Source organism: Stenotrophomonas sp. SY1 (assembly GCF_021202945.1).
Taxonomy (GTDB): Bacteria; Pseudomonadota; Gammaproteobacteria; order Xanthomonadales; family Xanthomonadaceae; genus Stenotrophomonas.
The window spans coordinates 900,622-926,230 of record NZ_JAJOYR010000001.1; the positions used below are offsets into that span (position 1 = coordinate 900,622).

General features: G+C 66.0%; 22 protein-coding genes and 1 riboswitch. Of the genes, 14 read left to right on the plus strand and 8 right to left on the minus strand.

Annotated features, from left to right (window positions below; all coding sequences use genetic code 11):
* Positions 1-39: 39 nt before the first annotated feature.
* The 3 genes from LR961_RS03535 to LR961_RS03545 all read right to left on the minus strand — a co-directional run bounded on the left by LR961_RS03535 (position 40) and on the right by LR961_RS03545 (position 3,474).
* On the minus strand, positions 40-1,194 hold the full coding sequence (locus LR961_RS03535; RefSeq protein ID WP_232147063.1) for a copper resistance protein B: 1,155 nt from the start codon (positions 1,192-1,194) through the stop codon (positions 40-42).
* Positions 1,191-2,990, minus strand: a complete 1,800-nt coding sequence (locus LR961_RS03540) for a copper resistance system multicopper oxidase (protein WP_232147064.1) — start codon at positions 2,988-2,990, stop codon at positions 1,191-1,193. Before LR961_RS03540 ends, LR961_RS03535 begins: the two co-directional genes overlap by 4 nt.
* 124 nt (positions 2,991-3,114) lie before the next feature.
* Positions 3,115-3,474 carry a CopL family metal-binding regulatory protein gene (locus tag LR961_RS03545; RefSeq protein WP_232147066.1) on the minus strand — a complete coding sequence of 120 codons (360 nt, stop codon included), beginning with the start codon at positions 3,472-3,474 and terminating at the stop codon, positions 3,115-3,117.
* Positions 3,475-3,750: 276 nt separating this feature from the next.
* Between LR961_RS03545 and LR961_RS03550 the strand changes: the two genes are divergently transcribed.
* The 3 genes from LR961_RS03550 to LR961_RS03560 all read left to right on the plus strand — a co-directional run bounded on the left by LR961_RS03550 (position 3,751) and on the right by LR961_RS03560 (position 7,362).
* Positions 3,751-4,872 carry a PLP-dependent cysteine synthase family protein gene (locus LR961_RS03550; protein WP_232147069.1) on the plus strand — a complete coding sequence of 374 codons (1,122 nt, stop codon included), beginning with the start codon at positions 3,751-3,753 and terminating at the stop codon, positions 4,870-4,872.
* Between the two features lie 36 nt (positions 4,873-4,908).
* On the plus strand, positions 4,909-6,936 hold the full coding sequence (locus LR961_RS03555) for a M3 family metallopeptidase (protein ID WP_232147070.1): 2,028 nt from the start codon (positions 4,909-4,911) through the stop codon (positions 6,934-6,936).
* A 78-nt stretch (positions 6,937-7,014) separates the two neighbouring features.
* Positions 7,015-7,362 (plus strand): SH3 domain-containing protein, encoded by a 348-nt coding sequence (locus tag LR961_RS03560; RefSeq protein WP_232147072.1) that lies wholly within the window; start codon positions 7,015-7,017, stop codon positions 7,360-7,362.
* Between the two features lie 194 nt (positions 7,363-7,556).
* Here LR961_RS03560 and fabB read toward each other — a convergent pair whose 3' ends face one another.
* Both fabB and fabA read right to left on the minus strand, forming a co-directional pair.
* Complete coding sequence (gene fabB, locus LR961_RS03565; RefSeq protein WP_232147073.1) at positions 7,557-8,765, minus strand: beta-ketoacyl-ACP synthase I; 1,209 nt, start codon at positions 8,763-8,765, stop codon at positions 7,557-7,559.
* On the minus strand, positions 8,765-9,280 hold the full coding sequence (gene fabA / locus LR961_RS03570; RefSeq protein WP_232147075.1) for a 3-hydroxyacyl-[acyl-carrier-protein] dehydratase FabA: 516 nt from the start codon (positions 9,278-9,280) through the stop codon (positions 8,765-8,767). The genes fabB and fabA overlap by 1 nt, the downstream gene beginning before the upstream one ends.
* Before the next feature lie 211 nt (positions 9,281-9,491).
* Here fabA and dinB point away from each other — a divergent pair, with 211 nt between their 5' ends.
* From dinB to LR961_RS03610, 8 genes are all read left to right on the plus strand, one after another.
* Positions 9,492-10,568: a DNA polymerase IV gene (dinB, locus tag LR961_RS03575; RefSeq protein ID WP_232147080.1), complete on the plus strand. Its 1,077-nt coding sequence runs from the start codon at positions 9,492-9,494 to the stop codon at positions 10,566-10,568.
* A gap of 320 nt (positions 10,569-10,888) precedes the next feature.
* A complete protein-coding gene (gene gph / locus LR961_RS03580; RefSeq protein WP_232147081.1) occupies positions 10,889-11,539 on the plus strand; it encodes a phosphoglycolate phosphatase in 651 nt (216 codons plus the stop codon).
* 247 nt (positions 11,540-11,786) lie between these two features.
* Positions 11,787-14,030, plus strand: coding sequence for a TonB-dependent siderophore receptor (locus tag LR961_RS03585; RefSeq protein ID WP_232147082.1), 2,244 nt, complete (start codon positions 11,787-11,789; stop codon positions 14,028-14,030).
* A 13-nt stretch (positions 14,031-14,043) separates the two neighbouring features.
* Positions 14,044-15,036, plus strand: coding sequence for an alpha/beta hydrolase-fold protein (locus tag LR961_RS03590; protein WP_232147083.1), 993 nt, complete (start codon positions 14,044-14,046; stop codon positions 15,034-15,036).
* Between the two features lie 188 nt (positions 15,037-15,224).
* Positions 15,225-16,607 carry an ATP-binding protein gene (locus LR961_RS03595; protein WP_232147084.1) on the plus strand — a complete coding sequence of 461 codons (1,383 nt, stop codon included), beginning with the start codon at positions 15,225-15,227 and terminating at the stop codon, positions 16,605-16,607.
* 165 nt (positions 16,608-16,772) lie between these two features.
* Positions 16,773-17,777 (plus strand): ABC transporter substrate-binding protein, encoded by a 1,005-nt coding sequence (locus LR961_RS03600; protein ID WP_332311028.1) that lies wholly within the window; start codon positions 16,773-16,775, stop codon positions 17,775-17,777.
* Positions 17,777-18,817 (plus strand): iron ABC transporter permease, encoded by a 1,041-nt coding sequence (locus LR961_RS03605; RefSeq protein WP_232149176.1) that lies wholly within the window; start codon positions 17,777-17,779, stop codon positions 18,815-18,817. Before LR961_RS03600 ends, LR961_RS03605 begins: the two co-directional genes overlap by 1 nt.
* Complete coding sequence (locus LR961_RS03610; protein ID WP_232147086.1) at positions 18,814-19,584, plus strand: heme ABC transporter ATP-binding protein; 771 nt, start codon at positions 18,814-18,816, stop codon at positions 19,582-19,584. The genes LR961_RS03605 and LR961_RS03610 overlap by 4 nt, the downstream gene beginning before the upstream one ends.
* 128 nt (positions 19,585-19,712) lie before the next feature.
* On the opposite strand, the gene btuB is transcribed toward LR961_RS03610, so the two are convergent.
* Positions 19,713-21,569 carry a TonB-dependent vitamin B12 receptor gene (gene btuB / locus LR961_RS03615; RefSeq protein WP_232147087.1) on the minus strand — a complete coding sequence of 619 codons (1,857 nt, stop codon included), beginning with the start codon at positions 21,567-21,569 and terminating at the stop codon, positions 19,713-19,715.
* 114 nt (positions 21,570-21,683) lie between these two features.
* A riboswitch (cobalamin riboswitch) is annotated at positions 21,684-21,922 on the minus strand.
* Between the two features lie 294 nt (positions 21,923-22,216).
* Between btuB and cobT the strand changes: the two genes are divergently transcribed.
* Genes cobT through cobS form a run of 3 tightly spaced genes read left to right on the plus strand, consistent with a single transcriptional unit; the run spans position 22,217 to position 24,599 of the window.
* Entirely contained in the window at positions 22,217-23,287 is a 1,071-nt protein-coding gene (gene cobT / locus LR961_RS03620; protein ID WP_232147088.1) for a nicotinate-nucleotide--dimethylbenzimidazole phosphoribosyltransferase, read from the plus strand.
* Positions 23,284-23,871, plus strand: coding sequence for a histidine phosphatase family protein (locus tag LR961_RS03625; protein ID WP_232147089.1), 588 nt, complete (start codon positions 23,284-23,286; stop codon positions 23,869-23,871). The genes cobT and LR961_RS03625 overlap by 4 nt, the downstream gene beginning before the upstream one ends.
* The gene (cobS, locus tag LR961_RS03630; protein ID WP_232147090.1) at positions 23,868-24,599 is read left to right on the plus strand and encodes an adenosylcobinamide-GDP ribazoletransferase; all 732 of its coding nucleotides are present in this window, start codon (positions 23,868-23,870) and stop codon (positions 24,597-24,599) included. The genes LR961_RS03625 and cobS overlap by 4 nt, the downstream gene beginning before the upstream one ends.
* A 161-nt stretch (positions 24,600-24,760) precedes the next feature.
* Here the strand turns inward: cobS and LR961_RS03635 are convergent, their stop codons facing one another.
* The gene (locus tag LR961_RS03635) at positions 24,761-25,123 is read right to left on the minus strand and encodes a TfoX/Sxy family protein (RefSeq protein WP_232147091.1); all 363 of its coding nucleotides are present in this window, start codon (positions 25,121-25,123) and stop codon (positions 24,761-24,763) included.
* Positions 25,120-25,602, minus strand: coding sequence for a GAF domain-containing protein (locus LR961_RS03640; RefSeq protein ID WP_232147092.1), 483 nt, complete (start codon positions 25,600-25,602; stop codon positions 25,120-25,122). Before LR961_RS03640 ends, LR961_RS03635 begins: the two co-directional genes overlap by 4 nt.
* Positions 25,603-25,609 lie beyond the last annotated feature (7 nt).

Sequence of the window (25,609 nt, forward strand, 5' to 3'; positions counted from 1 at the left end):
GGGGAGCGGCGGCGCCAATGCGCCGGCCGTTCCAGGGGATCAGAACCAGAAGCGGATGCCCGCCACCCAGCGCGAATCGCTGACGCCTTCACCGGCATCACGATGGATGTCCGCGGTGCGTCCGAACTTGCGCTCGTGCAGGAAGCCGACGTACGGCGCGAAGCGGCGGGTGATCTCGTAGCGCAGGCGCAGGCCGGCTTCGACATGGCCCAGGCCACTGCCCACGCCACGGCGCAGGTCGTCGTCGGCGGCGATGCTGGCTTCGACCACCGGCTGCAGGATCAGGCGGTTGGTCAGCAGCACGTCGTACTCGACTTCGAACGCCAGTTCCGCCTTGCGCGAACCGCCGAGGTAGGCCATCGCCGACACCTCGAACTTGTACGGCGACATGCCCTGGAAGCCGATGGCTGCGCGGGTCAGGTCCGGATTCTCGCGGCTGTTGTCATGACGGACACCGGCCACCACGTCCCACCACGGTGTGATCGAACGGCCGTACAGCGCATCGGCTGACCAGTCGCCCAGCTTGTCGTCGTTGCGGCTGCCTTCCATGCGTACCCACAGGCGGTCGATGTCGGTGCCGAACCACGCATCGATGCCCCAGGCCTGGCCACTGCCGTGATCGTTGTTCCAGCCTTCCAGGTGGTCGAACACCACCAGGCTGTTGAACGAGGACGCATGTTCCATTGCATGCGGCTTGAGCACCGGGAACGCGGCAGCGAAATCCTCGGCCGTCGGCACCGGGATCGGCTCGCGCGGCGTGTCGCTCGCAGCCTTCGCGGGCATGGTGTGGCCCGCATGCGGATCGGCACCGTGTGCGCTGTGATCCATCGCCGGCATGTCGTGGCCCGCGTGCGGGTCATCCTTCGCAGCTGGCGGCATCGTGTGGCCGGCATGCGGATCGGTCGCATGTGCGCTGTGATCCATGGCCGGCATGTTGTGGCCTGCGTGCGGGTCATCCTTCGCCTTCGGTGGCATCACGTGCCCGGCGTGCGGATCATCCTTTGCCGCTGCCGGCATTGCATGCCCGGCATGTGCGTCGTGTGCGCTGGCCTTGGCCTTGGGTTTCGCATGGCCGGCATGCGGGTCCGCAGACGGCTTTGCCGCAGCACCGTGCCCGGCATGCGGGTCCTGTGCAAATGCAGTGCCGCTGGCTGCCAGTGCGAGGAACAGCAACGAGTGGGAAAGTGTCTTCATGCCTCGATCCTCACTTCGCGCATCATGCCCGCTTCCATGTGGTACAGCAGGTGGCAGTGGAAGGCCCATCGGCCCAATGCATCGGCACGCACGCGGTAGGTGCGGCGGGTGCCCGGCGGCATGTCGATGGTGTGCTTGCGCAGCTGGAACTGGCCATTGGCATCTTCCAGGTCGCTCCATACGCCGTGCAGGTGAATCGGGTGCTGCATCATCGTGTCGTTGACCAGCACGATGCGCATGCGCTCGCCGTAGTTCAGACGGATCGGCTCGGCGCCGCCGAACGGGATGCCGTCGAAATTCCAGGCGAACTTTTCCATGTGCCCGGTCAGGTGCAGCTCGATTTCGCGACTGGGCTCGCGGCCATCCGGATCGTCGAACAGCGAACGCATCGCGCCATAGGTCAGCACATTGCGGCCATTGCCACGCAGGCCGATGCCTGGATCATCCAGCTTCGGTTCGGTGGCTGCGGTCTGCATGTCCACCAGCGGATTACCCGCTTCGCTGGGCTTGTGCTTGGGCGACTTGTCGCCGCCACCATGCGCACCGTGGCCCATCGCCGCGCCGCATCCGCCCTCCATGCCCTTGCCCATGTTGGCGCCACAACCGCCTTCCATCCCGGCATGGCCGCCATGGCTGCCCATGTCGTGGCCCATGTCGCTCATGGTCAGCAGCGGACGCGGATCAATGGCGGGAATCGGTGCCTGCAGGCCGTGGCGTACCGCCAGCGTGCCGCAGGCATAGCCGGTGCGGCCCATGTCCTGGGCGAACACGGTGAATGCATCCTGCCCGGTCGGCTCGACGATCACGTCGAAGGTTTCGGCCGGGGCGATGCGGAACTCGTCGATGCTGACCGGATGGATGTACTGGCCGTCGGCGGCCACCACGGTCATCTTCAAGCCGGGGATGCGCACGTCGAAGTAGGTCATCGAGGCGCCGTTGACGAAGCGCAGCAGCACCTTCTCACCACTGCGGAACAGCCCGGTCCAGTTGCCGGCCGGGGCCGTGCCGTTCATCAGATACGTGTAGGTATGAGCGTTGATGTCGGAGATGTCCGAAGGCGTCATCCGCATCCGGCCCCACATGCCACGGTCGCTCAGTGTTTCGCGCAGGCCATCCTTGCGTGCATCACGCAGGAAATCGCCGACCGTGCGCAGGTAGGTGTTGTCGTGCATCGGCATCTTCTTCATGCGCCGGTGCAGGGCATTGACGTCCATGTCCGTCCAGTCCGACAGCATGACCACGTGCTCGCGGTCGAAGTGGTACGGCGGTGGTGCCAGCGGATCGACGATCAGCGCGCCGTACAGGCCGGCCTGTTCCTGGAACAGCGAATGGCTGTGGTACCAGTAAGTGCCGGACTGTTTGAGCTGGAAGCGGTACTGGTAGGCCTCGCCCGGCGCGATGCCGTTGAAGCTCAGGCCCGGGACGCCGTCCATGTTGGCCGGCAGCAGGATGCCGTGCCAATGGATCGAGGTCATTTCATCGGTGAGCGTGTTGGCCACGCGCAGGTTGACCGTATCGCCCTCGCGCAGGCGCAGGATCGGTGCCGGCAACGAGCCGTTGACGGTGATCGCACCGCGCGTGCGGCCGGTGAAATTGACCGCTGAACGGCCGATGGCAAGGCTCAGGTCAGTGCCACGCAATTCGGTGGCAGGGACCGCCATCGCGGGGGTTGAGGCGAAAGCACTGGGGATACGGCCCAGGCCGGCACCGGCGACCACGCCGCCCAGGGCCAGGCCCTGCACGAAGCGACGCCGCGACAGCGCCGAGCGCGAATCGGAAAGGAAATCGGATGACATGTGGAACTCCCGGACATGCACGGGCGACACGATGCGCCGCGGCATGTCCTGAACAGATCAGGGAAGCACCAGGGCAGGGCCGTGGTGCAGGCATCTGTAGTGGCGCGTGGGCGCCAGCGGGAGATCAGGCGATGGGGGGGCGGTTGAGTTCGCCGGGTGCCACGTCGTAGCGCGAGGGCACAGGCGGAACCGGTGCCAGCGCGTGGTGCATGTTGCCTACGCGCACCATGGCGGTGCTGGGAAGCATGTTGCATTGCTGCTTGCAGTCGCAATGATTGCCATCGGCACAGGAAGCCGCCGTGGCGTCGCCACCGTCATCTGCACATTGCAGGCTGGCTTCTTCGTGGCAGCAGTCGTGCCCGGCGTCCATGGTCATGGACATGGTGTCCATCGGCATCGCCATCACCGTTGCAGACCACACCGACCCGACCGCACCGGCGATCAGGGACAGGCACAGCAGCAGGGGCAGCAGGATGCGCGGCACAGACTGGGTTCCAGAAACAGGCCTGAACCATACCATTTCGCGATAGGGAAAGGCCTGAATGGTTTGTTGGGTTTTGGGTGTGTGCGCGAGGAGCACCCCTCCCCAACCCTCCCCTGCGCCTGAGGCGCAAGGGAGGGGGCAGGAGCAGTGTGCGGCGATCTTGCAGGCCGAGGGAACCGCCCCTCCCTTTGGCGCAGCCAAGGGGAGGGCTGGGGAGGGGTAGCTTCCGTCCCCAACCAGTAGAATCCCCACCAGTCTTCACTGAAGTGGCGTTCCATGTCCCAGCGTGCATGGGTGGCGTCGGCCATCCGCAAGATCGAAGCCGATTTCAACCGTTCGGCCGACACCCACCTGATCCCGATGGACCTGCCGGGCTTCCCCGGCATCGAGCTGTACCTGAAGGACGAGTCCAGCCATCCGACCGGCAGCCTCAAGCATCGTCTGGCGCGTTCGTTGTTCCTGTACGCGCTGGCCAACGGCTGGCTGCGTGAGGGCCGCCCGGTGATCGAGGCGTCCAGCGGCTCCACCGCCGTGTCCGAAGCCTACTTCGCGCGTCTGCTTGGCCTGCCGTTCATCGCGGTGATCCCGGCCAGCACCTCGCCGGAGAAGATTGCCGCCATCGAATTCCACGGCGGCCGCTGCCATCTGGTGCAGCGCGCCTGCGATCTGAACTGCGAATCCGAACGGCTGGCGCGTGAAACCGGCGGCCATTTCATGGACCAGTTCACCTACGCCGAGCGCGCCACCGACTGGCGTGCCAACAACAACATCGCCGAATCCATCTTCAAGCAGATGGCCGAAGAGCCGCACCCGGTGCCGGAATGGATCGTGTGCAGCCCCGGCACCGGCGGCACCGCCGCCACGCTAGGTCGCTATGTCAGCTACCGCCGCCACAACACCCTGATCCTGTGCGCGGACCCGGAAGTGTCGGTGTTCTACGACGGCTACTGCGCTGCGCTGGCCGGCAATGGCTGGCGCGAGATGACCTGCGAAGGCGGTTCGCGCGTGGAGGGCATCGGCCGCCCGCGCGTTGAACGCAGTTTCATCCCGACCAGCGTCGATGCGATGGTCAAGGTGCCCGATGCACTGAGCCTGGCCGCGATGCGCCACGTCAGCGCCACGCTGGGTCGCCGCGTCGGCGGTTCCACCGGCACCAACTTCATCGGCGTGCTGTATGCCGCCCAGCAGATGCGCGATGCAGGCCGCAGCGGCTCCATCGTCACCATCCTGTGTGATGCCGGCGAACGCTACGCGCACAGTTATTACAACCCGGCCTGGTATGAGCAGCAGGGCATCGACGTGGTCAATGCCGATGCCGTCATCGTCGCCGCCGTTGCCGGGCAGGGCACGCTGGAACTGCCTTGTGCGTGGCTGGAACCGTCGCCATATCAAGCCTGAAGCCGGCCACGCCGGCGCTGTTTTCCCAGGACAAACATGAACACCAACCCCCTGCTCGATTTCTCCGGCCTGCCGCGTTTTGATGAAATCCGCCCGGAACACGTGACCCCGGCCATCGATGCCCTGCTGGCCGAGGCCGAAGCCGCGGTGAAGGCGGCCGAGACCGTGACGCCGGTCAGCTGGGAGACGTTCGTGACGCCACTGGATGACGCCACCGAACGTCTCTATCGCGCCTGGGGCCAGGTCTCACATCTGCAGGCGGTGATGAACACACCGGAACTGCGCGAGGTCTACAACGCCAATCTGCCGAAGATCAGCCGCTTCGGCAGCGCGGTGGCGCAGAACCCGGCGCTGTACGCACAGTACAAGGCGCTGGCGGCCGCGCCGGAAGCGGCTGGCTACGACGCGCCCCGCAGCAAGGTGCTGGACAACGCACTGCGCGATTTCCGCCTGGGCGGCGCCGAGTTGAACGAAGCCGACAAGGCCCGTTTTGCACAGTTGCAGGAAGAGTTGTCCGGGCTGCAGGCGAAGTTTTCGCAGAACGTGCTTGATGCCACCGATGCCTTTGCGTTGTACGTGGACAACGAAAGCGAACTGGCCGGCTTGCCGGCCGATGTCATCGCCAGCGCCCGCGCCGCCGCGCAGAAGGACGGTCGCGAAGGCTGGAAGCTGACCCTGCAGATGCCGTGCTACCTGCCGGTGCTCACTTACGCCGACAACCGCGCATTGCGCGAGCAGCTGTACCACGCCAGTGCGGTGCGTGCCTCCGAGTTCGGCGATGCCGCGCTGGACAACAGCGGCAACATCGATCGCATCCTGGCGGTGCGCGCCGAACTGGCCGCGCTGCTGGGCTTCGCCAACTACGGCGAGTATTCCATCGCCACCAAGATGGCCAAGGATGCGCCGCAGGTGCTGGATTTCCTGCGCGACCTGGCCGCCCGTGCCAAGCCGTTCGCACAACGCGACCGTGCCGAGCTGGAAGCCTTCGCGCGTGATGAGCTGGGCCTGGAAGATCTACAGGCGTGGGACCTGTCCTACGTCGGCGAGAAGCTCAAGCAGGCGCGCTACAGTTACTCCGAGCAGGAGGTGAAGCAGTACTTCACCGAGCCGAAGGTGCTCGCCGGTTTGTTTGGTGTGATCGAGCGTCTGTACGGTTTGAAAGTACAGCCTGACAGCGCGCCGGTCTGGCACGAAGACGTACGTTTCTATCGACTGGTGGACGCCGACGGCGCGCTGGTCGGCCAGTTCTACATGGACCTGTACGCACGCGAGGGCAAGCGCGGCGGTGCGTGGATGGACGATTGCCGCAACCGTCGCGTCACCGCTGCCGGCGTGCAGACACCGCTGGTGTATCTGGTCTGCAACTTCGGCCGTGGCAGCGACGGCAAGCCGGCGACCTTCAGCCATGACGAAGTCACCACGATCTTCCACGAGATGGGCCATGGCCTGCACCAGTTGCTGACCCGCATTGGCGAGCTGGCGGTGGCCGGCATCAACGGCGTGGAATGGGATGCAGTGGAACTGCCCAGCCAGTTCATGGAGAACTTCTGCTGGGAGTGGGACCAGGTGCAGGAAATGACGGCGCATGTGAGCACCGGCGCGCCGTTGCCGCGTCCGTTGTTCGACAAGATGCTGGCGGCGAAGAATTACCAGAGCGGCATGTTCACCGTGCGCCAGTTGGAGTTCGCGCTGTTCGACATGCTGCTGCACAGCCAGTACCAGCCGGAACAGGAAGGCGTACTGCAATTGTTGGAGCGTGTGCGCGAGGAAGTGGCGGTGAACTTCCCACCGGCCTGGAACCGCTTTCCGAACCAGTTCAGCCACATCTTCGCCGGCGGTTACGCGGCCGGTTATTACAGCTACAAGTGGGCCGAGGTGCTCAGCGCCGATGCTTATGCCGCCTTCGAGGAAGCACCTGACAAGCTGCAGGAGACCGGTGCGCGGTTCCGTGCGGAAGTGTTGTCGCGGGGCGGCAGTCGCAGTGCGGCTGAGAACTTCCGTGCGTTCCGTGGCCGTGATCCGCAGATCGACGCATTGCTGCGTCACAACGGCATGGCAGCCTGAATAGAGTCCGCGCCCGGGGCTGGTCAGCCGGGGTGTTGAGGATCAAGCTAGGGCACGATTTCCCCCAGTCCTGATCACATGCCCCGGCTCATTACCCGCATTGCAGCCTGCGCGGCCATCATTGGTGCGGTTCTGTGGTTCCAACCGCGCATCAACGAACCTGCCGCACAGGTCAGCAATGGCCTGAATCTTCGCAGTGCCCCCGACCAGCGTGCCGAGCGCCTGGCGGTGCTGCCCGTGGGCACCACGGTGGAAGTGCAGCGCTGCCTGGATGACCTGCAGTGGTGCAATGTGCGTGCCGGTGGCAAGAGCGGTTGGGTAGCGGCCGATTACCTCGTCGCCAAGAGCGACGGCAAGCGTGTGCGGCTGGCCGATGCAGGCAAGGACATGGGCGTGGTGATCGAGACCGCGCGGCCAGGTGGTTGACCCGGCTTTTGTAGGAGCGGCGTAAGCCGCGAAGCCGGAGCTGTTTCAGCAGCCACGGATCTCTGCGATCTGGCACTTCATCAGCTTCGCGGCTTACGCCGCTCCTACATTGCGACCATCACGCATGCGCAGATACAAGAACAACCGCTTTCGCGGCTGTTCTTGTTTGCATCAACCTAGATCTCAACCAGGCATCACACCCGGCCGAAGATCAGCGTGGCATTGGTGCCGCCGAAGCCGAAGCTGTTGGACATCACCGTGTCCAGCTTGGCGTCCTGCGTCTGGCGCAGGATCGGGAAGCCTTCGGCACGTTCGTCCAGCGTCTCGATGTTGGCCGAGCCGGCCATGAAGCCGTCGCGCATCATCAGCAGGCAGAAGATCGCCTCGTGCACGCTGGCAGCGCCCAGCGAGTGGCCCGACAGTGCCTTGGTCGAGGACAGCGGTGGCACCGCGTCGCCGAACACTTCGCGCACCGCGCCCAGCTCGGTCACATCGCCCAGCGGCGTGGAGGTGCCGTGGGTGTTGAGGTAGTCGATCGGGCGATCAACCGTGGCCATGGCCATCTTCATGCAGCGCACCGCGCCTTCACCGGACGGGGCGACCATGTCGGCACCGTCGGAGGTGACGCCGTAGCCGACCAGTTCGGCATAGATCCTGGCACCGCGCGCGATGGCGTGGTCGTAGTCCTCCAGCACCAACATGCCGCCGCCGCCAGCGATGACGAAGCCGTCGCGGTTGGCGTCGTACGGACGCGAGGCGGTGGCCGGGGTTTCATTGAAGCTGGTGGACAACGCGCCCATCGCATCGAACATCACGCTCATCGACCAATGCAGGTCTTCGCCGCCGCCGGCGAACATCACGTCCTGCGCGCCGTGACGGATCAGGTCCGCCGCCGCGCCGATGCAATGCGCCGAGGTGGCGCACGCAGCCGACAGCGAGTAGCTCAGGCCCTTGATGCTGAACGCGGTGGCCAGGTTGGCAGACACGGTCGAGCACATCGTGCGCGGCACCATGTACGGGCCCACCTTGCGCACGCCACGGTTGCGCAGCAGGTCCGCCGCTTCCACCTGCCATTCGCTGGAGCCACCGCCGGAGCCGGCGATCAGGCCGGTACGCGGATTGCTGACCTGGGTTTCTTCCAGGCCGGCATCGGCGATCGCATCGCGCATGGCGATGTAGCTGTAGGCGGCCGCATCGCTCATGAAGCGCTTGAGCTTGCGGTCCACCTGCGCCTCGATGTCCAGCTGCACCGTGCCGGTGACCTGGCTGCGCAGGCCGGCTTCGGCGTGGTCGGGGGCCGCGACGATGCCGGGACGGCCATCACGCAGGGCGCTGGAAACGGTATCCAGATCGTTGCCAAGGCAGGACGTGATGCCCATGCCGGTAATGACGACACGACGCATCAGAAGCTCTCGGTAGAAGTGAACAGACCCACGCGCAGGTCCTTGGCGGTGTAGATCTCACGGCCGTCCACCAGCATGCGGGCGTCGGTCTGCGCCATCACCAGCTTGCGGTTGATCACGCGCGAGACATCGATTTCGTACTGCACCAGCTTGGCGCTGGGCAGCACCTGGCCGGTGAACTTGACCTCGCCACAGCCCAGGGCGCGGCCACGGCCTTCGGCACCCAGCCAGGTCAGGTAGAAGCCGGTGAGCTGCCACATCGCGTCCAGGCCCAGGCAGCCGGGCATCACCGGGTCGCCGATGAAGTGGCAACCGAAGAACCACAGGTCCGGAGTGATGTCGAGTTCGGCCCGGATCAGCCCCTTGCCATGTGCGCCACCGTCCTCGCGGATGTCGGTGATGCGGTCGAACATCAGCATCGGGTCGTTGGGCAGGCGGCCCTTGTTGGGGCCGAAGAGTTCGCCACGCGCGCTGGCCAGCAGCTGGTCGCGGGAGAACGAGTGCAGACGGGTCATCCGGGGGTAATCCAAAGCCAGGAACGAGCCGCCGAGCATGCGTCAGCACCTGCGTTCAATCAAATGTTTTCACTGGACGGCGGCGTATGTTCGACGCAGTTCGCTGCCGTTCGGCGGCTTTTATCGACGATATTGAATTGCACAATTGTGAGGACAAGTGTGCATTTAGCGACAACAGCTATCATGTTGGCGACCGTTTCGGACTGTTGTCGTGGCCCAGCTTCGCAAGATCATCCATGTCGACATGGACGCCTTCTATGCGTCCGTGGAGCAGCGCGATGACCCCCAATTGCGCGGAAAGCCGGTGGTGGTGGCCTGGAAGGGCGCCCGCTCGGTGGTCTGTGCCGCGTCCTATGAAGCGCGCACCTTTGGTGTGCGCTCGGCGATGCCGGCGCTGCGGGCCGAGCGGCTGTGCCCGGACGCGATCTTCGTGCCGCCGGACTTCGCCCGCTACAAGGCGGTCTCGCGGCAGATCCGCGAGATTTTCCTGCAGCACACCCCGCTGGTGGAGCCGCTTTCGCTGGACGAGGCCTACCTGGACGTGACCGATTCACCGACCTGTGATGGCATCGCCACCGAGATCGCCCGCACCATCCGCGCGCAGATCCGCGAGACCACCGGGCTTACCGCCTCGGCCGGCATCGCCCCCAACAAGTTCCTGGCCAAGGTGGCCTCGGACTGGCGCAAGCCCGATGGCCAGTTCGTGGTGCCGCCGTCGAAGGTGGAGCAGTTCCTGACGCCGTTGCCGGTCGGCCGCATACCGGGCGTGGGCAAAGTGATGGCCGGAAAGCTGTCGGCGTTGAGCATCGCGACCGTGGGCGACCTGCGAGCGCTGCCGCTGGAGCAATTGGAAGCGTTGTTCGGCAGCTTTGGTGGCAGCCTTTACCGGCGTGCGCGCGGTATCGATGAGCGACCAGTGGAGCCGGATCAGCCGGTGCAGTCGATTTCCTCGGAGGACACCTTTGCCGAGGACCTGCCACTGGGTGCGTTCGATGAAATGATCACGCAGCTTGCGGAGCGGACCTGGCGTGCGGCCGGCCGCACCGAGCGGGTGGGGCATACGGTGGTGCTCAAGCTCAAGACCGCGCAGTTCCGCATCCTTACCCGCAGCTTCACGCCGGACGCGCCGCCGTCATCGGTGGAGGAGTTGCGCGATATCGCCCTGGCGCTGTGCCAGCGCGTGCAGCTGCCGGCGGAGACCTTGTATCGGCTGGTGGGCGTGGGGCTGTCGGGTTTTCGCGATCGTGAGGATGTGATGGTGCAGGGGGATCTGTTTCGCGGGCACTGACGCTTGAAGTGCGGTGTTGATTGAAGTGCCCCACAAGCTTCCCCCTCTCCCCAGCCCCCGCTCCGCGCCCCGGCCCTTGCGCTGGCGCAAGGGCGCTCAAGGGGCTGCGAACCAATGGTTCGCGAACAGCCCGCTTCGCCCCGCGAGGGGAGAGGGGCTCAGTGCGCTTTGAGTTGAAGCACTGCTTGCCGTCTCCGCTTTCAAAGCCCCTCTCCCCTTGCGGGAGAGGGGGTGGGGAGAGGGGAGGAACTTCTTCATGCAAGCAGCTGCGCCGCAGCCCCCAGCTACAATGCCCCGCTTCACGCAAACGGAGTAACGCCTTGGCAACGTCGGCAGTGGTTTTTGATCTGGATGGCACCCTGGTGGACAGTGCCGGTGACATTGCCGAAGCGGTGAACCGCACGCTTGAAGACCTTGCACTGCCACGCGTGAGCGAAGCCACGGTGCGCAGCTGGATCGGCGAGGGCGTGCGCAACCTAGTTGCCACCGCGTTGCGCCACGCCGGCAGTGACCGCACGCTGGACACCGTGATGCCGACTTTCATGCGTCACTACCACGACTGCCTGCTGCGCAGTCCGCGCCTGTACGACGGCGTGACCGAAACGCTGCACGCATTGCAGCTGCGCGGCCTGCCGATGGCGATCTGCACCAACAAGCCCGTGGCCCTGGTGCCGCCATTGCTGGAGCACCTGGGCATCGCCGCGTTCTTCGCGCACATCATCGGCGGTGATTCGCTGCCGCAGCGCAAGCCATCCGCGGAACCGCTGCAGCACGTCGCCGCCTTGCTTGGTCAGCCAGTGCAGGCCTGCCTGATGGTGGGTGATTCGGCGACCGATCTGCACGCAGCCAACAACGCAGGCATGCCGATCGTGCTGGTGCGCTACGGCTATCCGCGCGACCTGGATCTGGATGCCGCCGATGCAGTGGCGGTGATCGATGTGTTGCCGGAGCTGTTGGGCCACATCGCATAACCGGCCGGTAGTGCCGAGCCATGCTCGGCAAGGTACTTCATAGGTAATCCAGCGCCGCATGGCCGCGCTCTCTCTGCCGTGCGGCGCTTTGTCGCGCCTTAAAGTTAGTAATAATCATTATCATTTAGTGTAGAATGCGGCCAATCCGCAGTGGACTGGTGCCTGATCCCGGTCGCTGCAATCGATACCTGCCGTACCTCAAGCCGTTCGCCAGAGGTTCGCACCCCCACTGTCGAGAGGCTTTGCCATGTCCCGTCGTTCTTCGTCGCGGTTGCCCGCGCGTGTCCTGTTGTCCCGTCGCCGCCCGCTTGCCGTTGCCCTGGCCCTGTCCGCATTGATCGCAGGCCCGGTGGCCGCCGAAGGCGCCCCCGCAGCCACCGACATCGACACCGTGCATGTGACCGCCGAGCAGATCGCGCGCCAGGCACTGGGTACCTCGGTGATCACCTCGGTGGACCTGGAACGCCTGCCGCCGGCCAATGACCTGTCCGAAGTGATCCGCCGCATGCCGGGCATCAACCTGACCGGCAACACTGCCTCCGGCGCTTACGGCAACTTCCGCCAGATCGACATCCGCGGCATGGGTCCGGAGAACACGCTGATCCTGATCGACGGCCGCCCGGTGAGCTCGCGCGACTCGGTGCGCATGGGCCGCAGCGGTGAACGCAACAGCCGTGGCGACAGCAACTGGGTGCCGGCCGAAGCGGTGGAGCGCATCGAAGTACTGCGCGGCCCGGCAGCAGCGCGTTACGGTTCCGGCGCGTCCGGTGGCGTGGTCAACATCATCACCAAGAAGCCGACCGGTGACCTGACCGGCTCGCTCACGCTGTACGGCAGCCAGGTCGAACACAGCGACGAAGGCGACAGCGAGCGTGTTGGTTTCCAGTTGTCCGGCCCGTTGAGCGAGCAGCTCTCGTTCCGCCTGTTCGGCAACGTCAACAAGACCGATCCCGATGCGCTGGAGCTCAACGAAGAGTTCGCCACCGGCGTGACACCGCCGGCGGGCCGTGAAGGCGTGCGCAACCGCGACATCAGCGGCCTGCTGCGTTACGACATCAATGACAACCACGTGCTGGAACTGGATGCCAGCGTCAGCCGCCAGGGCAACATCTACTCCGGCGAGCGCGGCGTCAGCGGTGACGGCTTCCAACGCCTGAACAACTTGTACGGTGCCGAGACCAACGTGATGCTGCGCCGCTCCTTCGGCCTGACCCATCGCGGCAGCTACGACTGGGGCACTTCGCGCATCACTGCCGCCTATGAAGACACCGACAACACGCGCCTCAACGAAGGCTTGGCCGGTGGTCCGGAAGGCTCCATCACCGAAGGCGCAACCTTCTCCACCTCCGAGCTGACCTCCGCGCGCGTGGACGGCGAGATCAACGTGCCGTTGAACTGGGGCGGTATCGAGCAGGTGGCGACGCTGGGCTTTGAATACCGCGACATGAAGCTGGATGACCCGTACTCGGTCACGCAAAGCTCCACCAGCGGTGGCGGCATCCCCGGCTACACCGGTACCCGCACCGGCAAGAGCGACCAGCAGTTCGCCGCAGTGTTCGTCGAGGACAACCTGTACCTGGGTGATCGCTGGACGGTGACGCCGGGCGTGCGCTTCGATCACCATTCGCAGTTCGGCAACAACGTCAGCCCCAGCCTCAACGTGCAGTTCAAGCTGGCCCAGGACTGGGCGATCAAGGGCGGCATCGCGCGTGCGTTCAAGGCGCCGAACCTGTACCAGGCCAACCCGGATTACCTGTACTACACGCGCGGCAACGGTTGCCCGGTGCTGAGCCCGAACATGGGCTCGGGCTGCTACGTGATGGGTAATGCCGACCTTGACCCGGAAACCAGCATCAACAAGGAAATCGGCGTGGAGTGGGCGCCGGACAGCGGTTGGCACGCGTCGGTCACCTATTTCCACAACGACTACAAGGACAAGATCGTCGCTGGCCAGGAACGCATCGGCGTGACCAACGACACCAAGGGCCAGGTGTTCCAGTGGACCAACGCGCCGGAAGCCATCATCCGCGGCGTCGAGGGCAACCTGAAGGTGCCGCTGGTTGGCGGTGGTGATGTGCTGTCGTGGAATACCAACGTCACCTGGATGATCGAGAACGTCGACAAGACCACCGACCAGCCGCTGTCGATCATTCCCGAGTACACCATCAACACCTTCCTGGATTGGCAGGTGAACGCGCAGCTGTCGTTCATGCTGACCGGCACGTTCTACGGCAAGCAGGAGTCGGCCACGCAGTCGAGCACCACCGGTGCGGTGCTGCCGCCGGATACGCGCGCGGCCTATGACCTGTGGAGCCTGGCCGGCCAGTACCGCATCACGCCCAAGGTGCGCGTGGGCGGCGGCATCAACAACCTGTTCGACAAGCGCCTGTTCCGCGAAGGCACCACCAGCACCAGCGCCACCGGTGCGGGCGCCGACACCTACAACGAGCCCGGTCGCAGCTACTGGGTCAACCTGACGGTCGGTTTCTGACGGGAATACAGCGATGAACAAGGGCATGCGCGGCGTGATTGGCCGCGCCATGGCGACGATGGCCATGGCGGTTGTGGGAATGGTGGGGCTGCTGGCTTCGCCGGCGTTGATGGCACAACAGCGCAACCCGGCGCAGGCCATCGGTGAGACGGTGGCCGAGCGCACGTCCGCGCATTACCGGTTCGAGCGCTTCGTGGTGACCAGCCAGGACGGCAGCCGTCGTTGGCGGGTCAATCTGGGCATTCCCACCGGCAAGGCGCCGGCCGCCGGTTTCCCGGCGATCTGGATGCTCGACGGCAATGCGGCCTTGATCGAGTTCGACGACAGCGTGTTGGAAGAGCTGGCGCAGACCACGCCGAGCCTGCTGGTGTTCGTCGGCTATGACAACCAGTTGCGCATCGATTCACCGGCACGCACCCGCGATTACACGCTGGTCGCCGATGAATCGGAAAACGGTGCGGTGATCGGTGGCGGTGCCGATGCATTCCTGGAAACGCTGGAACGCCAGATCCGCCCGGAAGTGGCGCGCCGCGCCGCGCTCGATGCTGGCCGGCAGACGCTGTGGGGCCACTCGCTGGGTGGCCTGTTCGTGCTGCACACCTTGTACAGCCGTGCCGGAGCCTTCCAGACCTACGCGGCGGCCAGTCCTTCGTTGTGGTGGAAGCAGGGTGCCATGCTCGGCGCGCCGGAGCAGCAGTTCATCGCCAACAACGCCGGCCATCGGGCGCGGTTGCTGCTGATGCTCGGCGGCGGTGAGCGCGCGCCGGACTTCAGCAATCGCGACATGAGCAATCCGCGCGTGCTGGCCCACCTCAAGCGTGTTTCGGGTGCGCCGTCGGGTGCGGCGGCCGAGCTGGGCGTGCGCTTGAAGCAGGTGCCGGGGCTGGAGACCGACTACATCGAGTTCAACGGACTCAGCCATGGCCCGATGTTCCGTGCCTCGCTGATGCGCACGCTGCACCTGGTCGGCGGCATCCGCGACCGCAGTGGCGAGCCGCGTCCGTGATCCAGAAGACCATGATCCAAACGACTGCGATCCGCGTGTGCCGCATCGTTGCGGCCGGCTGATTCCGGCGATCAAACACGATGGGCCGCGCGCCCATCTGCATGTGAATTACCCAGGCCGCGTCATGGCCCAGGCAAACCCCCCAACTGCATGCCGAGGGCATGCATCCAATGATGAGGTAAAGCGCCATGACGGTCATTCGTTCCCATTCCCGTTCCCCACGCCCGGCCGTACTCGGCCTGGCCCTGCTGCTGGCTACCGGCATCGCCGGCGCGCAGGTGTTCGGCCAGCCTGACAACGATTTCAAGGGCAGCGTGCGTGCCACCGCACCGGTCGTGCTGCCGGGCGGCGAAACCGGCCTCGAAGGCAGTGGCTTCAAGCCCGGCCAGAAGGTGACGCTGCTGCGCGGTGACAGCGTGCTCAACGCACAGCCCTACGTGGCCGACGGCGAAGGCAAGTTCACCGGCAAGCTGGCGGTTCCTGCCGACGCGGTGCCGGGCCAGCAGCCGATCGTGGTGCGCGCCAGCGGCCCGGATGCGGCGTCGATCTTCGAGCTGAAGGTCTCGCGCGATGTGCCGCTGTCCGGGCAGGAGCGCATCCAGGCGGCCAGCAACAAGCTGGCGCAGGGCCTGTACCAGGTGGCGTACAGCCCGAAGAGCAAGGCCGCGTTCGTGACCAGTGCGGTCGGTCGCCCGCCGGTGAAGCAGTCCGAACTGCTCAAGGTGGACCCGGAAACCCTGCAGGTCATCGCCCGCGTATCGCCGCAGGCCGCGCCGGGCAACGACGGCAACCTGTTCGCCGTGTACGGCGTCGGCGTGGATGACGCCAATGGCAATGTCTGGGTGACCAACACCCGCCAAGACACGGTGGCCGTGTACCGGCAGTCGGATCTGGCGTTGGTCAAGCAGTTCCCGGTCGGTGCGGTGTCGCATTCGCGTGACGTGGTGATCGATCCGCAGCACAACCGCGCCTACGTGTCGGCCACCGGTGCGGACTTCATCAGCGTGTTCGACACGCGCACGCTGCAGCAGCTGGACAACATCACCATCGCATCCAGCAAGCGCGGTGAGACCTTCACCCCGACCAGCCTGGATATCGATCCGGCCACCGGCAGGATCTACACGGTGAGCCTGGGCGTGGCCGAAGCGGCGGTGATCGATGGCGTCAGCGGCAAGGTGGAAAAGGTGTTCCCGCTGGCTGGCGCACGCGATGCCATCGGCGTGGCCTGGAACCCGCTGGCCAAGCGTCTGCTGGTGGTCTCGCAGGGCAGTGACAACCTGCTCATCGTCGATCCGGAAAGCGGCAAGGTCGAGCACGACGTGTACGTCGGCGCCGGTGCGTTGAACGTGTCCTACAGCCCGTCCACGCGGCTGGCCTACGTCAGCAACCGTGCCGCCGGCACGGTGACCGTGGTCGATGAGGCCGGCAGCATCGTGGCCAATCTGGATGGTGGCACCTACCCGAACCACGTCAGCAAGGGGCCGGACACGGTGATGTTCGCGATCAACAAGTCGCGCGGTGCCGACGATGCCAAGGGTGACCGCATCACCCGTTTCGTACCGAAGCAGTAATCGCCACGTCTGCACGTGGTGCTGTCAGTTCGAGCGGGAGGTGCCGGCAACGGCATCTCCCGCATTGCCATGAAGGGTCCGCCGCAGCATTGAGCGCCGGCAACCGCAACCGTCGAGGAGACCATGATGAAAACCACCACCGCATTGCCGACGGGCATCGGCCTGATGCTGGCTCTGCTCGGCGCCGGTTGCGAGCGTGCGCCCACACCGGAACAGGCAACGCCTGCACGGGTGACCGCCGCTGCCGCGTACGTGGATGCCGCCGCGCTGCCGCAGGGTTGGAAGCGCGTGGCCGGACAGGACGTGCCGCAGGTGGAGGCGGGCACGGCGCAGCTGCCGGCCAAGGTGCATTCGGACGACGGCGCCGATGTCGAAGTGAGCGACATCAGCCGCATCATTGCCGGTGGCGATGACGTGATCGCGGTGCTTGAGGCACTGGGCTTGTCCGGCAATGTCTACGCCGCACCGGAGCGCTCGGCAACGGCAGCGGGCAAGGCGGCAAAGAAGCACTTCCTGTTCAACCGCACCACCGGCGTGGAAGGCGTGCTCAGCCTGGAAGGCAGCCTGTTCCTGGGCAACAGCCTGCGCCGCCACGCAGTGCTGGCCGAACGCCTGCGTGCGACGGGTCATGCCGCGGTGGTGATCGACGATCTGCAAGCCTCGCCGGACAAGGTGCGCAAGGTGGCTGAAGCCGTCGGGCTGTCGTCGCAGGGTCGGCAACTGGCTTCCAAGGTGCAGGCGCAGCTGGATCAGGCTGCTGCCATCGCCAGCGGACAGGCACATCGTCCGCGCGTGATCGCGTTGTCGGCCAGTGGCGCCGGCGGTTTGCCGACCGTTGCCGGCGCCGACAGTGCCGCCAACCAGCTCATCAGCATTGCCGGTGGCATCAACATTGGTGAGGAAGCCGGCGTGGCGAACTACTCCCAGCTCAGCAATGAAGGCGTGGTGGCAGCGGCACCAGAGGTGATCCTGGTGACCGAGAACGACCTGCGCCTGTTCGGCGGTGAAGCCGGCTTGTGGAAGGCCTATCCGACGCTCAGGCACACCCCGGCCGGCACCGCCAATCGCGTGTGGGTGATGCCGGATATCGAACTGAAGTCCACCAGCGTGGGCTCCGGTGCCGGTGCGTTGGCATTGGCGCAGGCCTTGGCGGAATTGCCGCGCCAATGATGTCCGGGCAGGTGCGGCGGCCCAACGGCGCGCTGTTGTTGTGGATGTTGCTGGCGGTGCTGCTGGCGGCGGTGCTGTTGTCCTTCGGCACCGGGCCGCTGAAGCTGCCGCCGTCGGACGTGCTGCAGGCCATCGCGGTGAAGTTGGGGCTGGCTGATTCATCGTCGATCAGTGCCCGCGACATGGGCGTGGTCTGGCAACTGCGCATCCCGCGCGCGCTGCTGGGGGCGCTGGTGGGCGCATCGCTGGCGATGGCCGGTGTCGCCTTGCAGGGATTGTTCGGCAACCCGCTGGCCGATCCGGGCATCGTCGGCGTCAGTCAGGGCGCATCGCTGGGTGCGGTGGCCGCCATCGTGCTTGGCGCCGGAACGCTGGGCGCCTGGCTCATTCCCATCGCTGCCTTTCTCGGTGGCGCTGGTGCCACCACGTTGATCTATCTGCTGGCGCGGCCCGGGCGCGGTGAGGGCACCGCCACATTGCTGCTGGTCGGCATCGCCATCGGTGCGGCCTGCTCGGCGGCGGTTGGCTTCCTGACCTACATCGCCAGCGAGAGCGAATTGCAATCGCTGGTGTTCTGGCAGATGGGCTCGCTGGCACAGGCCAGCTGGAGCGATGTGGCCGCAGTAGCGCCGGTGTTCGTGATCGGCCTGCTGGCGCTGTGGCGGCTGGCCACGCCGCTGGACATGCTTGCACTGGGCGAGCGCCAGGCGCGGCATATCGGCCTGGATGTGGCGCGCACGCGCTTGTTGCTGGTGGTGTTCAGTGCGTTGCTGGTCGGCGCCGCGGTGGCGTTCGCCGGCAGCATTGGCTTTGTTGGCCTGGTGGTGCCGCACCTGGTGCGCATGCTCGCTGGGCCGGGGCATCGCTGGTTGCTGCCGCTGTCGGGCGTGACCGGTGCGTTGTTGATCGTGGTGGCCGATACCGCCGCGCGCACGCTTGATCCCCCTTCCGAAATCCCGCTGGGCCTGTTCTCGGCGGCCTTGGGCGCGCCGTTCTTCCTGTGGCTGGTGCTGCGCAAACGTGGCCGGGGGGCGGCATGAGCACACCGCTGCTGGAACTGCGCAACGCCGGGGTGATGCGTGGCAACCGCCAGGTGCTGTCCGGGGTGAACCTGAGCCTGCAGGCGGGCACGCTCACCGCGTTGGTCGGTCCCAATGGTGCAGGCAAATCAACGTTGCTGGCGTTGTTGGCCGGTGATGCCGTGCCAGACCGGGGCAGCGCGTTGTTGTCGGGGCGTGCACTGGCCGATTGGCCGGTGCGCGAACTGGCGTTGCAGCGTGCGGTGATGGCGCAGGATCACGCGGTGCGTTTCGCCTTCAGCGTGCGCGAAGTGGTGGCGATGGGGCGTTTGCCGCATCCATCCAACCCGGCAGAAGATGCGCATATCGTCGCGCAGGCGATGGCCGAAGTGGATGTCACCGCTTTGTCGGAGCGCGACGTGCAGACGCTGTCTGGTGGCGAGGCTGCACGTACGTCGCTGGCCCGCGCGCTGGTGCAGCGCACGCCGGTGCTGTTGCTGGATGAACCCACCGCCGCGCTGGATCTGCGTCATCAGGAGCGCACGTTGCACAGCGCCCGCGAACTGGCCCGGCAGGGCCGCTGCGTGGTGGTGGTGCTGCACGACCTCAACCTGGCCTCTGCCTATGCCGACCGCATCGTGATGCTGTGCGAAGGTCGCATCGCCGCCGATGGCGCACCACGCGCGGTGCTGACCCGCGACATCATCGGGCGGGTTTACGGGCAGACAGTGCAGGTGATCGAACATCCCACCCGCGGCGTACCGCTGGTGGTGCCTTGCGACGAATGATCGGCTGGGGCTAGATAATGCCGAGCCATGCTCGGCAAGGGATTTGCCGGTAACGCCTCAGCGAAGCGTGGCTCAGCTCCAGAAAAAAATGCCCCGGCGAACCGGGGCATCTTTCATTGCTCGTTACTTCACTTGGAGCGGTAACGCAGCGTCAGCTGGTACTCGCGGCCCGGCTGGTTGTACCAGGCAACGGTTTCGTACTCGCGGTCGAACACGTTGGCGGCCTTGGCCTGCAGGCTCCAGGCATCGTTGATGGCGTATTCAACGCGCAGATCAACGGTACCATAACCGGCCAGACGCACCGTGTTGGCGGCGTTGTCGAAGCGGTGGCCGCTGCCGGCAGCGGTCACGCCAAGACGCAGCGGGCCGAAGCTCTTGTCCACGTCCAGACGGCCGCTGGTGCGCGCACGGCGGGCCAGCAGGTTGTCGTAGGTCGCCTTGCCGGAGGTGTGGTCACGCGGGTCGGTGAAACTGGCCTGGGCATTGATGTCGAAACCGGCCAGCGACAGGAAACCGGTCAGTTCGGCACCACGGATGCGCGCTTCGGCCACGTTCACCAGATCGAAATTGCTGTCGTAGCCGATCAGCTGGTCCACGCGGGTTTCATAGGCGTTGAAGGTCCAGTTCCAGTTGTCGGCGTACTGCGCGATGCCGATGTTCAGGCTCTTGGACTCTTCCGGCTTCAGGTCCGGGTTGCTGAAGCCCGGGTAGTACAGGTCGTTGAAGGTCGGTGCCTTGAAGCCGGTGCCGGCGCTGGCGGTCAGGCGAAAGCCGTTGCCGAAGGCGAAGCCGTAACCCAGGCTGCCGGTGGTGTGGTTGCCGAACTGCTCGTTGTCATCGTTGCGTACGCTGGCCTGCAGCGAGTGCGCGCCGAACTGGCCCTGGTATTCGACGAACACGCCGAGGTTGTCGCGGTCCTCGATGTCGTAGGCGGTGGAGCTGGTGACCTTGTCGTTCTGCCAGTCGGCACCGGCGGTCAGCTGCTGGCCTTCGGCGAGCTGGAAGTCGCCCTGCACGCTGGCGGTGTCGCGACGGGTGTCGAAATTGCTGGCGAAGGTGCGGGTGCCGTTGGCGGCGAAGTAGTTGTCAGCCTGGTCGCGGTTGCGGCCGACCTGTGCGGTCAGCTGGAATGCATCCGAAGCGGTCCATGCCAGCTTGCCGCCGTACACCTGCTGGACGTTGTCGGCTTCGTTGCCACCGAAGATGCTGCCGTCGTATTCGTTGAAGCTGTCGGCGTTGAGCACGTGGCCTTCCAGGCTCAGCGTGTCGGTCAGTGCATAACCGGCGCGGACGTTGATCGAGGTGTTGCGGTAGCCATCACGGTCCGGCTCGTCGGCAAAGCAGCCAGCGCCCCAGCCAGCGGCGGTGCCGCGGCAGGCGTTGATGCCGTCGGTCTTCTGGTAGCCGCCCTGGGCCGAAACCCAGCCGCGCTCGCCACGGTTGCTGAAGCCGGCGCTGGCCTGGCGCAGGTTGTTGCTGCCGGCAGTGATCGACAGGTTCTGCTGCAGGCCCTGGCCGGCGGTGCGGGTGAAGATCTGGATCACGCCGCCGATGGCTTCGGAGCCGTACAGGCTCGAACGCGGGCCGCGCACGATTTCAACGCGCTCGATCTGGTCAACCGGCAGGTCCTGCAATGCCGCCATGCCGGTGGTGGCCGAGCCCACGCGCACGCCGTCCACCAGCACCAGCACTTGGTTGGAGTTGGTGCCGCGCAGGAACAGCGAGGTGATCTTGCCGGTGCCGCCCTGGTTGACGAAATCCAGGCCGGCGCGGCCACGCAGCAGTTCCAGCACGGTGTTGGCCTGGCTGCGGTCGATCTGGTCGCGGTCGATCAGCTGCACCGGCACCACGCTGTCCTTGAGGGCAACCGGGGTGCGGGTGGCGGTGACGGTGACGTCGTCCAGCGTGGTCGGCGCCTGTGCGGCGGCAACGGCCGGCAATGCGGCGAGCAGGGCGAGGGAAAGGGTGTGGTGATGCAGTTTCATGGAAGCTCCTGGACCCGCGCGCTCCCGCGCAGGGGGATGGGTTGGGCTGCCATGGGAGGGAAGTGACGGAGGTCGCGCACACGGCGCCACAGCCGCCGCCATGCCCTCCGCATCGCAACCAGTCGGCTTTCGGGCCGGTCTCCGGACTCGCAGGCGAAGCAGCATGGCTGCTTCCGACCAGGCGCCTTCCCGTGCCTTGCACAGTGGCGGTGTTGCCTGGCCTTGTCCTGCTTACCGTTGCGGGGGCAGCGCCGGAATGGCGACATGCTGGAGATCCAGCAGTGCGCGGCACCGGCTTCCCGTTTCAACCCGCCGGCGCAAGCCGGTGGGTCACCCGAAAGTGCGCGCATTCTATGCCATGAGGCCGGGGAGGGACTGAACGAATATCAGGAACACGGCGATTGCGAGCAGGAAACCTGCCTCCCAACGCGTAGGAGCGGCCTTGGCCGCGAAACTGGCAATGCAAACGTAAGCGGCCTGCCCGCAATTGCTGAGTGGTCCGCGATGGGTGCCTCCATCAGCTTCGCGTCGCAGGCCGCTCCAACGCACGTACGCGCACACACAGCGCCCAGCGCATTGCCGTCCCCACGTTCCTGTTCCCGGCTGGCGGCTAGAATGCGCACCGCAATCGCAGTATTGGAAACGTCGTGACACAAACAGGGTTCGGGCAGGCCTGCGGGCTGCCGTCACAGGAACACCGCCAGCGCGCCATCGCCCGCCAGCGCCAGCTGACCAAGCCCGAAGGGGCATTGGGCCGGCTGGAGACGCTGGCCATCGAACTGGCCGCGCTGCAGGGCAGCGACACGCCGCAGGCGCAGCGCGTGCCGGTGGTGGTGTTTGCCGGTGACCATGGCGTGGCCGCGCAGGGCGTGTCGGCGTATCCGGCCGAAGTCACCGTGCAGATGCTGCACAACTTCGCCGCAGGCGGTGCAGCCATCGCTGTGCTGGCACGCGAGCTGGGCCTGCCGCTGCATGTGTGGGATGTCGGCAGCCGTGCCACCGCGCCGATTGCTGGCGTGGTCAGCGACAAGCCGCGTCATGGCACCGACGACTTCAGCGTCGGCCCGGCCATGTCCGAAGCGGATCTGGAGGCGGCCTTCGCAGCCGGCCAGCGTGCGGTGGACGCCGCCTGTGTGGACGGTGCCGACCTGCTGGTGTTCGGCGAAATGGGGATCGGCAATACCACCGCTGCCAGTGCGCTGGCCGCCGTGCTCGGCCCGTTGCCGTTGGACGAGCTGGTCGGTGCCGGCACCGGGCTGGACGCGGTGCGCATGGTGCAGAAGAAAAACATCATCGCGCGCGCGCTGGGCCTGCATGGCGAAGCCATCGCCGCCGCATCGTCGCCGGGTTGGGAGGCGCTGCGGCGTGTTGGCGGCCTTGAAATCGCCGCGATCAGCGCGGCGATGATCGCCGCCGCACAACGCAAGGTACCGGTGCTGGTGGATGGTTTCATTGTCTCCGCTGCTGCACTGGCGGCCGTGCGGATCAATCCCGGTGTGCGGCCGTGGTTGTTGTTCTCCCACCAGTCGGCCGAACGCGGCCACCAGCGTCTGCTGCAAGCCCTGCAGGCACAGCCGCTGCTGGCGCTGGACCTGCGCCTGGGGGAAGGTTCCGGTGCTGCCCTGGCCTTGCCGCTGGTACGCATGGCCTGCGCGCTGCACAACAACATGGCGACCTTCGCTGAAGCGGCGGTTGCCGATCGTGATGGCACGCCATGATCCTGGACCTGATGCGGCATGCCTCGACCGGACGTTCAGGGCATCTGGATGGCCGCACCGATCCGCCGCTGATCGAGGGCGCGATGGATGCGCTGTACCGCTGCCACACCGGCATCGGCTGGAGCCGGGTGATTGCCTCGCCGCGTCGTCGCGCGCTGGATACCGCGCATGCGCTGGTGGCGGGCAGCAACCAGTTCTGTGAGATCCACCCGGACTGGGCCGAGCTGGATTTCGGTGATTGGGACGGCCTGCATTTCGACGAACTACCGGCCGAACAACTGGCCGCGTTCTACGAAGAACCGCACGACATGGTGCCGCCCAACGGCGAGTCGTGGCAGCAGTTCCAGCAGCGTGTGGAAGAGCAGTTGCATCGTCTGGTCGATGAAGACGATGGCGACGGCCTGCCGGTACTGGTGGTCAGCCATGCCGGTGTGCTGCGGCTGGCCATCTCACGCATCTGCGGCATCCCGCTGTCGATGCTGTGGGCGGTGCGCATCGACTACGGCACGCGCGTAAGGCTGCGCGTGGAGCGCGGCGAGGATGGTCGGCTGTGGGGCGAACTGCTGGAGTTGCGGCAACCATGATCGCGCGCAGGCTGATCCTGGCCATCCAGTTCCTGACGCGGCTGCCGACGCCGCAGGTGCGCGACTTCCGCCAGGAAGATCTCAGCCGCGCCGCCGTGTATTACCCGCTGGTGGGCGCGATCATCGGCGTATTGCTGGCCGTGCCGCTGTACACGCTGGGCGACCGGCCGTGGTTGGCCGGCGCGCTCACCCTGCTGGTGTGGGTCTGGGTGACCGGCGCCCTGCATCTGGACGGGCTGGGCGATGTGGCCGACGCCTTCGGCGCCGCGCATCGTGATCCGCAGCGCTTCCTGGAAGTGCTCAAGGACCCACACATGGGCGTGTTCGGCGTGGTCACGCTGGTGATGCAACTGCTGCTCAAGTTCGTGCTGCTGACCGAACTGGCGGTGAGTCCGCTGTGGTTCGGCATCGTGCTGGTGCCGGCGTGGGCGCGCTGGGGCACGTTGTGGTGGAGCCAGCGCGTGCCATCGCTGCATGCCAACGGCATGGGCGAGCGTTTCTCGTGGCAGTTGAGCATGCGCGCGATGTGGCTGTGGGCCGCGCTGCTGGTCGCGGTCAGCGTGTTCGTGGCGTGGCCGTTGTTGGCGGCGCTGCTGGTGGTGCCGCTGGTGGCGGCGTGGTGGCGCAGCAAGCTGGGCGGCATTTCCGGCGATGGGCTGGGTGCCAGCGTCGAAGTCACTGAAACGATGCTGCTGGTGGTGTTGGCGGTAGCGGCAGGTTTCGCCTGACAACCACGGCATCGTAGGAGCGGCCTTGGCCGCGAAGCCAGGAACGCTGCCGATCAGGACGACGTTGGATGTGGCTGCAAGTGCCGTGATCGTTCACCGCTGCGTGCGTCGGATGCAGCGCTGGCTTCGCGGCCAAGGCCGCTCCTGCACAAAAGCGCGGCTCAATCCTCGCCGAAGCGGATTTCGCCGGTCTCTTCCTCGTCGGCTTCAACCTGCATGTGCGTTTCATGCACCGGCCCGGCCACCTGTGCGGGACGCAGGGCGGTGAGTTCACCGGCCACCGCTTCGTACTCGGCGACCAACTGCTGGCGACGTGCTTCGGGTACGTCCTGCCAATGGCAGCCCAACAGCGCGCCTTCCAGCGAGTACAGCAGGTTGAGGCTGGGCTTGAAGCCGGCCCGCTTGACCTTCATGAAGGCGCCGACCGCACCGACGTCGATCAGGTCCTGCTCGCTGCGCAGACCGACCTGGCGCAGCCATGCCGCGCTCTTCGGGCCGATGTTGCGCAGCTTGGTGGTACTCACTTCAGCGCCTCGACAAACACCTGGGCGATGGCTTCCAGCCCAAGCTGATCATCGGTATCGAAACGCGCCAGCACCGGGCTGTCGATGTCGAACACGCCGATCAGCTCTCCGTTGCGTACCAGCGGTACCACCAGCTCCGAGCGCGAGGCCGAATCACAGGCGATATGGCCGGGGAAGGCATCCACATCTTCAATGCGCTGGGTCTGGCGGGTGCTTGCGGCCGCACCGCAGACGCCCTTGTGCAACGGAATGCGTACGCAGGCCGGCAAGCCCTGGAACGGGCCAACCACCAGTTCGGTACCGTCGAAGAAGTAGAAACCCACCCAGTTGAGCTGCGGCAGCGCGTGGTAGACCAGCGCCGAGAGGTTGGCCGCGTTGGCGATGCGATCCGCTTCGCCATGCACCAGTGCACGGGCCTGGGCCAGAAGCTGGGCGTACTGTTCCGGCTTGCTGCCGGTAAGCGTGTTGGAACTGAACATCGGGAGA

What these genes read in the sequence shown, in the direction of transcription:
- LR961_RS03535 (WP_232147063.1), bottom strand. Translation starts at nt 1,194, where the DNA reads ATGAAGACACTTTCCCACTCGTTGCTGTTCCTCGCACTGGCAGCCAGC.
- LR961_RS03540 (WP_232147064.1), bottom strand. Translation starts at nt 2,990, where the DNA reads ATGTCATCCGATTTCCTTTCCGATTCGCGCTCGGCGCTGTCGCGGCGT.
- LR961_RS03550 (WP_232147069.1), top strand. Translation starts at nt 3,751, where the DNA reads ATGTCCCAGCGTGCATGGGTGGCGTCGGCCATCCGCAAGATCGAAGCC.
- LR961_RS03555 (WP_232147070.1), top strand. Translation starts at nt 4,909, where the DNA reads ATGAACACCAACCCCCTGCTCGATTTCTCCGGCCTGCCGCGTTTTGAT.
- LR961_RS03560 (WP_232147072.1), top strand. Translation starts at nt 7,015, where the DNA reads ATGCCCCGGCTCATTACCCGCATTGCAGCCTGCGCGGCCATCATTGGT.
- fabB (WP_232147073.1), bottom strand. Translation starts at nt 8,765, where the DNA reads ATGCGTCGTGTCGTCATTACCGGCATGGGCATCACGTCCTGCCTTGGC.
- fabA (WP_232147075.1), bottom strand. Translation starts at nt 9,280, where the DNA reads ATGACCCGTCTGCACTCGTTCTCCCGCGACCAGCTGCTGGCCAGCGCG.
- LR961_RS03585 (WP_232147082.1), top strand. Translation starts at nt 11,787, where the DNA reads ATGTCCCGTCGTTCTTCGTCGCGGTTGCCCGCGCGTGTCCTGTTGTCC.
- LR961_RS03590 (WP_232147083.1), top strand. Translation starts at nt 14,044, where the DNA reads ATGAACAAGGGCATGCGCGGCGTGATTGGCCGCGCCATGGCGACGATG.
- LR961_RS03595 (WP_232147084.1), top strand. Translation starts at nt 15,225, where the DNA reads ATGACGGTCATTCGTTCCCATTCCCGTTCCCCACGCCCGGCCGTACTC.
- LR961_RS03600 (WP_332311028.1), top strand. Translation starts at nt 16,773, where the DNA reads ATGCTGGCTCTGCTCGGCGCCGGTTGCGAGCGTGCGCCCACACCGGAA.
- LR961_RS03605 (WP_232149176.1), top strand. Translation starts at nt 17,777, where the DNA reads ATGTCCGGGCAGGTGCGGCGGCCCAACGGCGCGCTGTTGTTGTGGATG.
- LR961_RS03610 (WP_232147086.1), top strand. Translation starts at nt 18,814, where the DNA reads ATGAGCACACCGCTGCTGGAACTGCGCAACGCCGGGGTGATGCGTGGC.
- btuB (WP_232147087.1), bottom strand. Translation starts at nt 21,569, where the DNA reads ATGAAACTGCATCACCACACCCTTTCCCTCGCCCTGCTCGCCGCATTG.
- LR961_RS03625 (WP_232147089.1), top strand. Translation starts at nt 23,284, where the DNA reads ATGATCCTGGACCTGATGCGGCATGCCTCGACCGGACGTTCAGGGCAT.
- cobS (WP_232147090.1), top strand. Translation starts at nt 23,868, where the DNA reads ATGATCGCGCGCAGGCTGATCCTGGCCATCCAGTTCCTGACGCGGCTG.
- LR961_RS03640 (WP_232147092.1), bottom strand. Translation starts at nt 25,602, where the DNA reads ATGTTCAGTTCCAACACGCTTACCGGCAGCAAGCCGGAACAGTACGCC.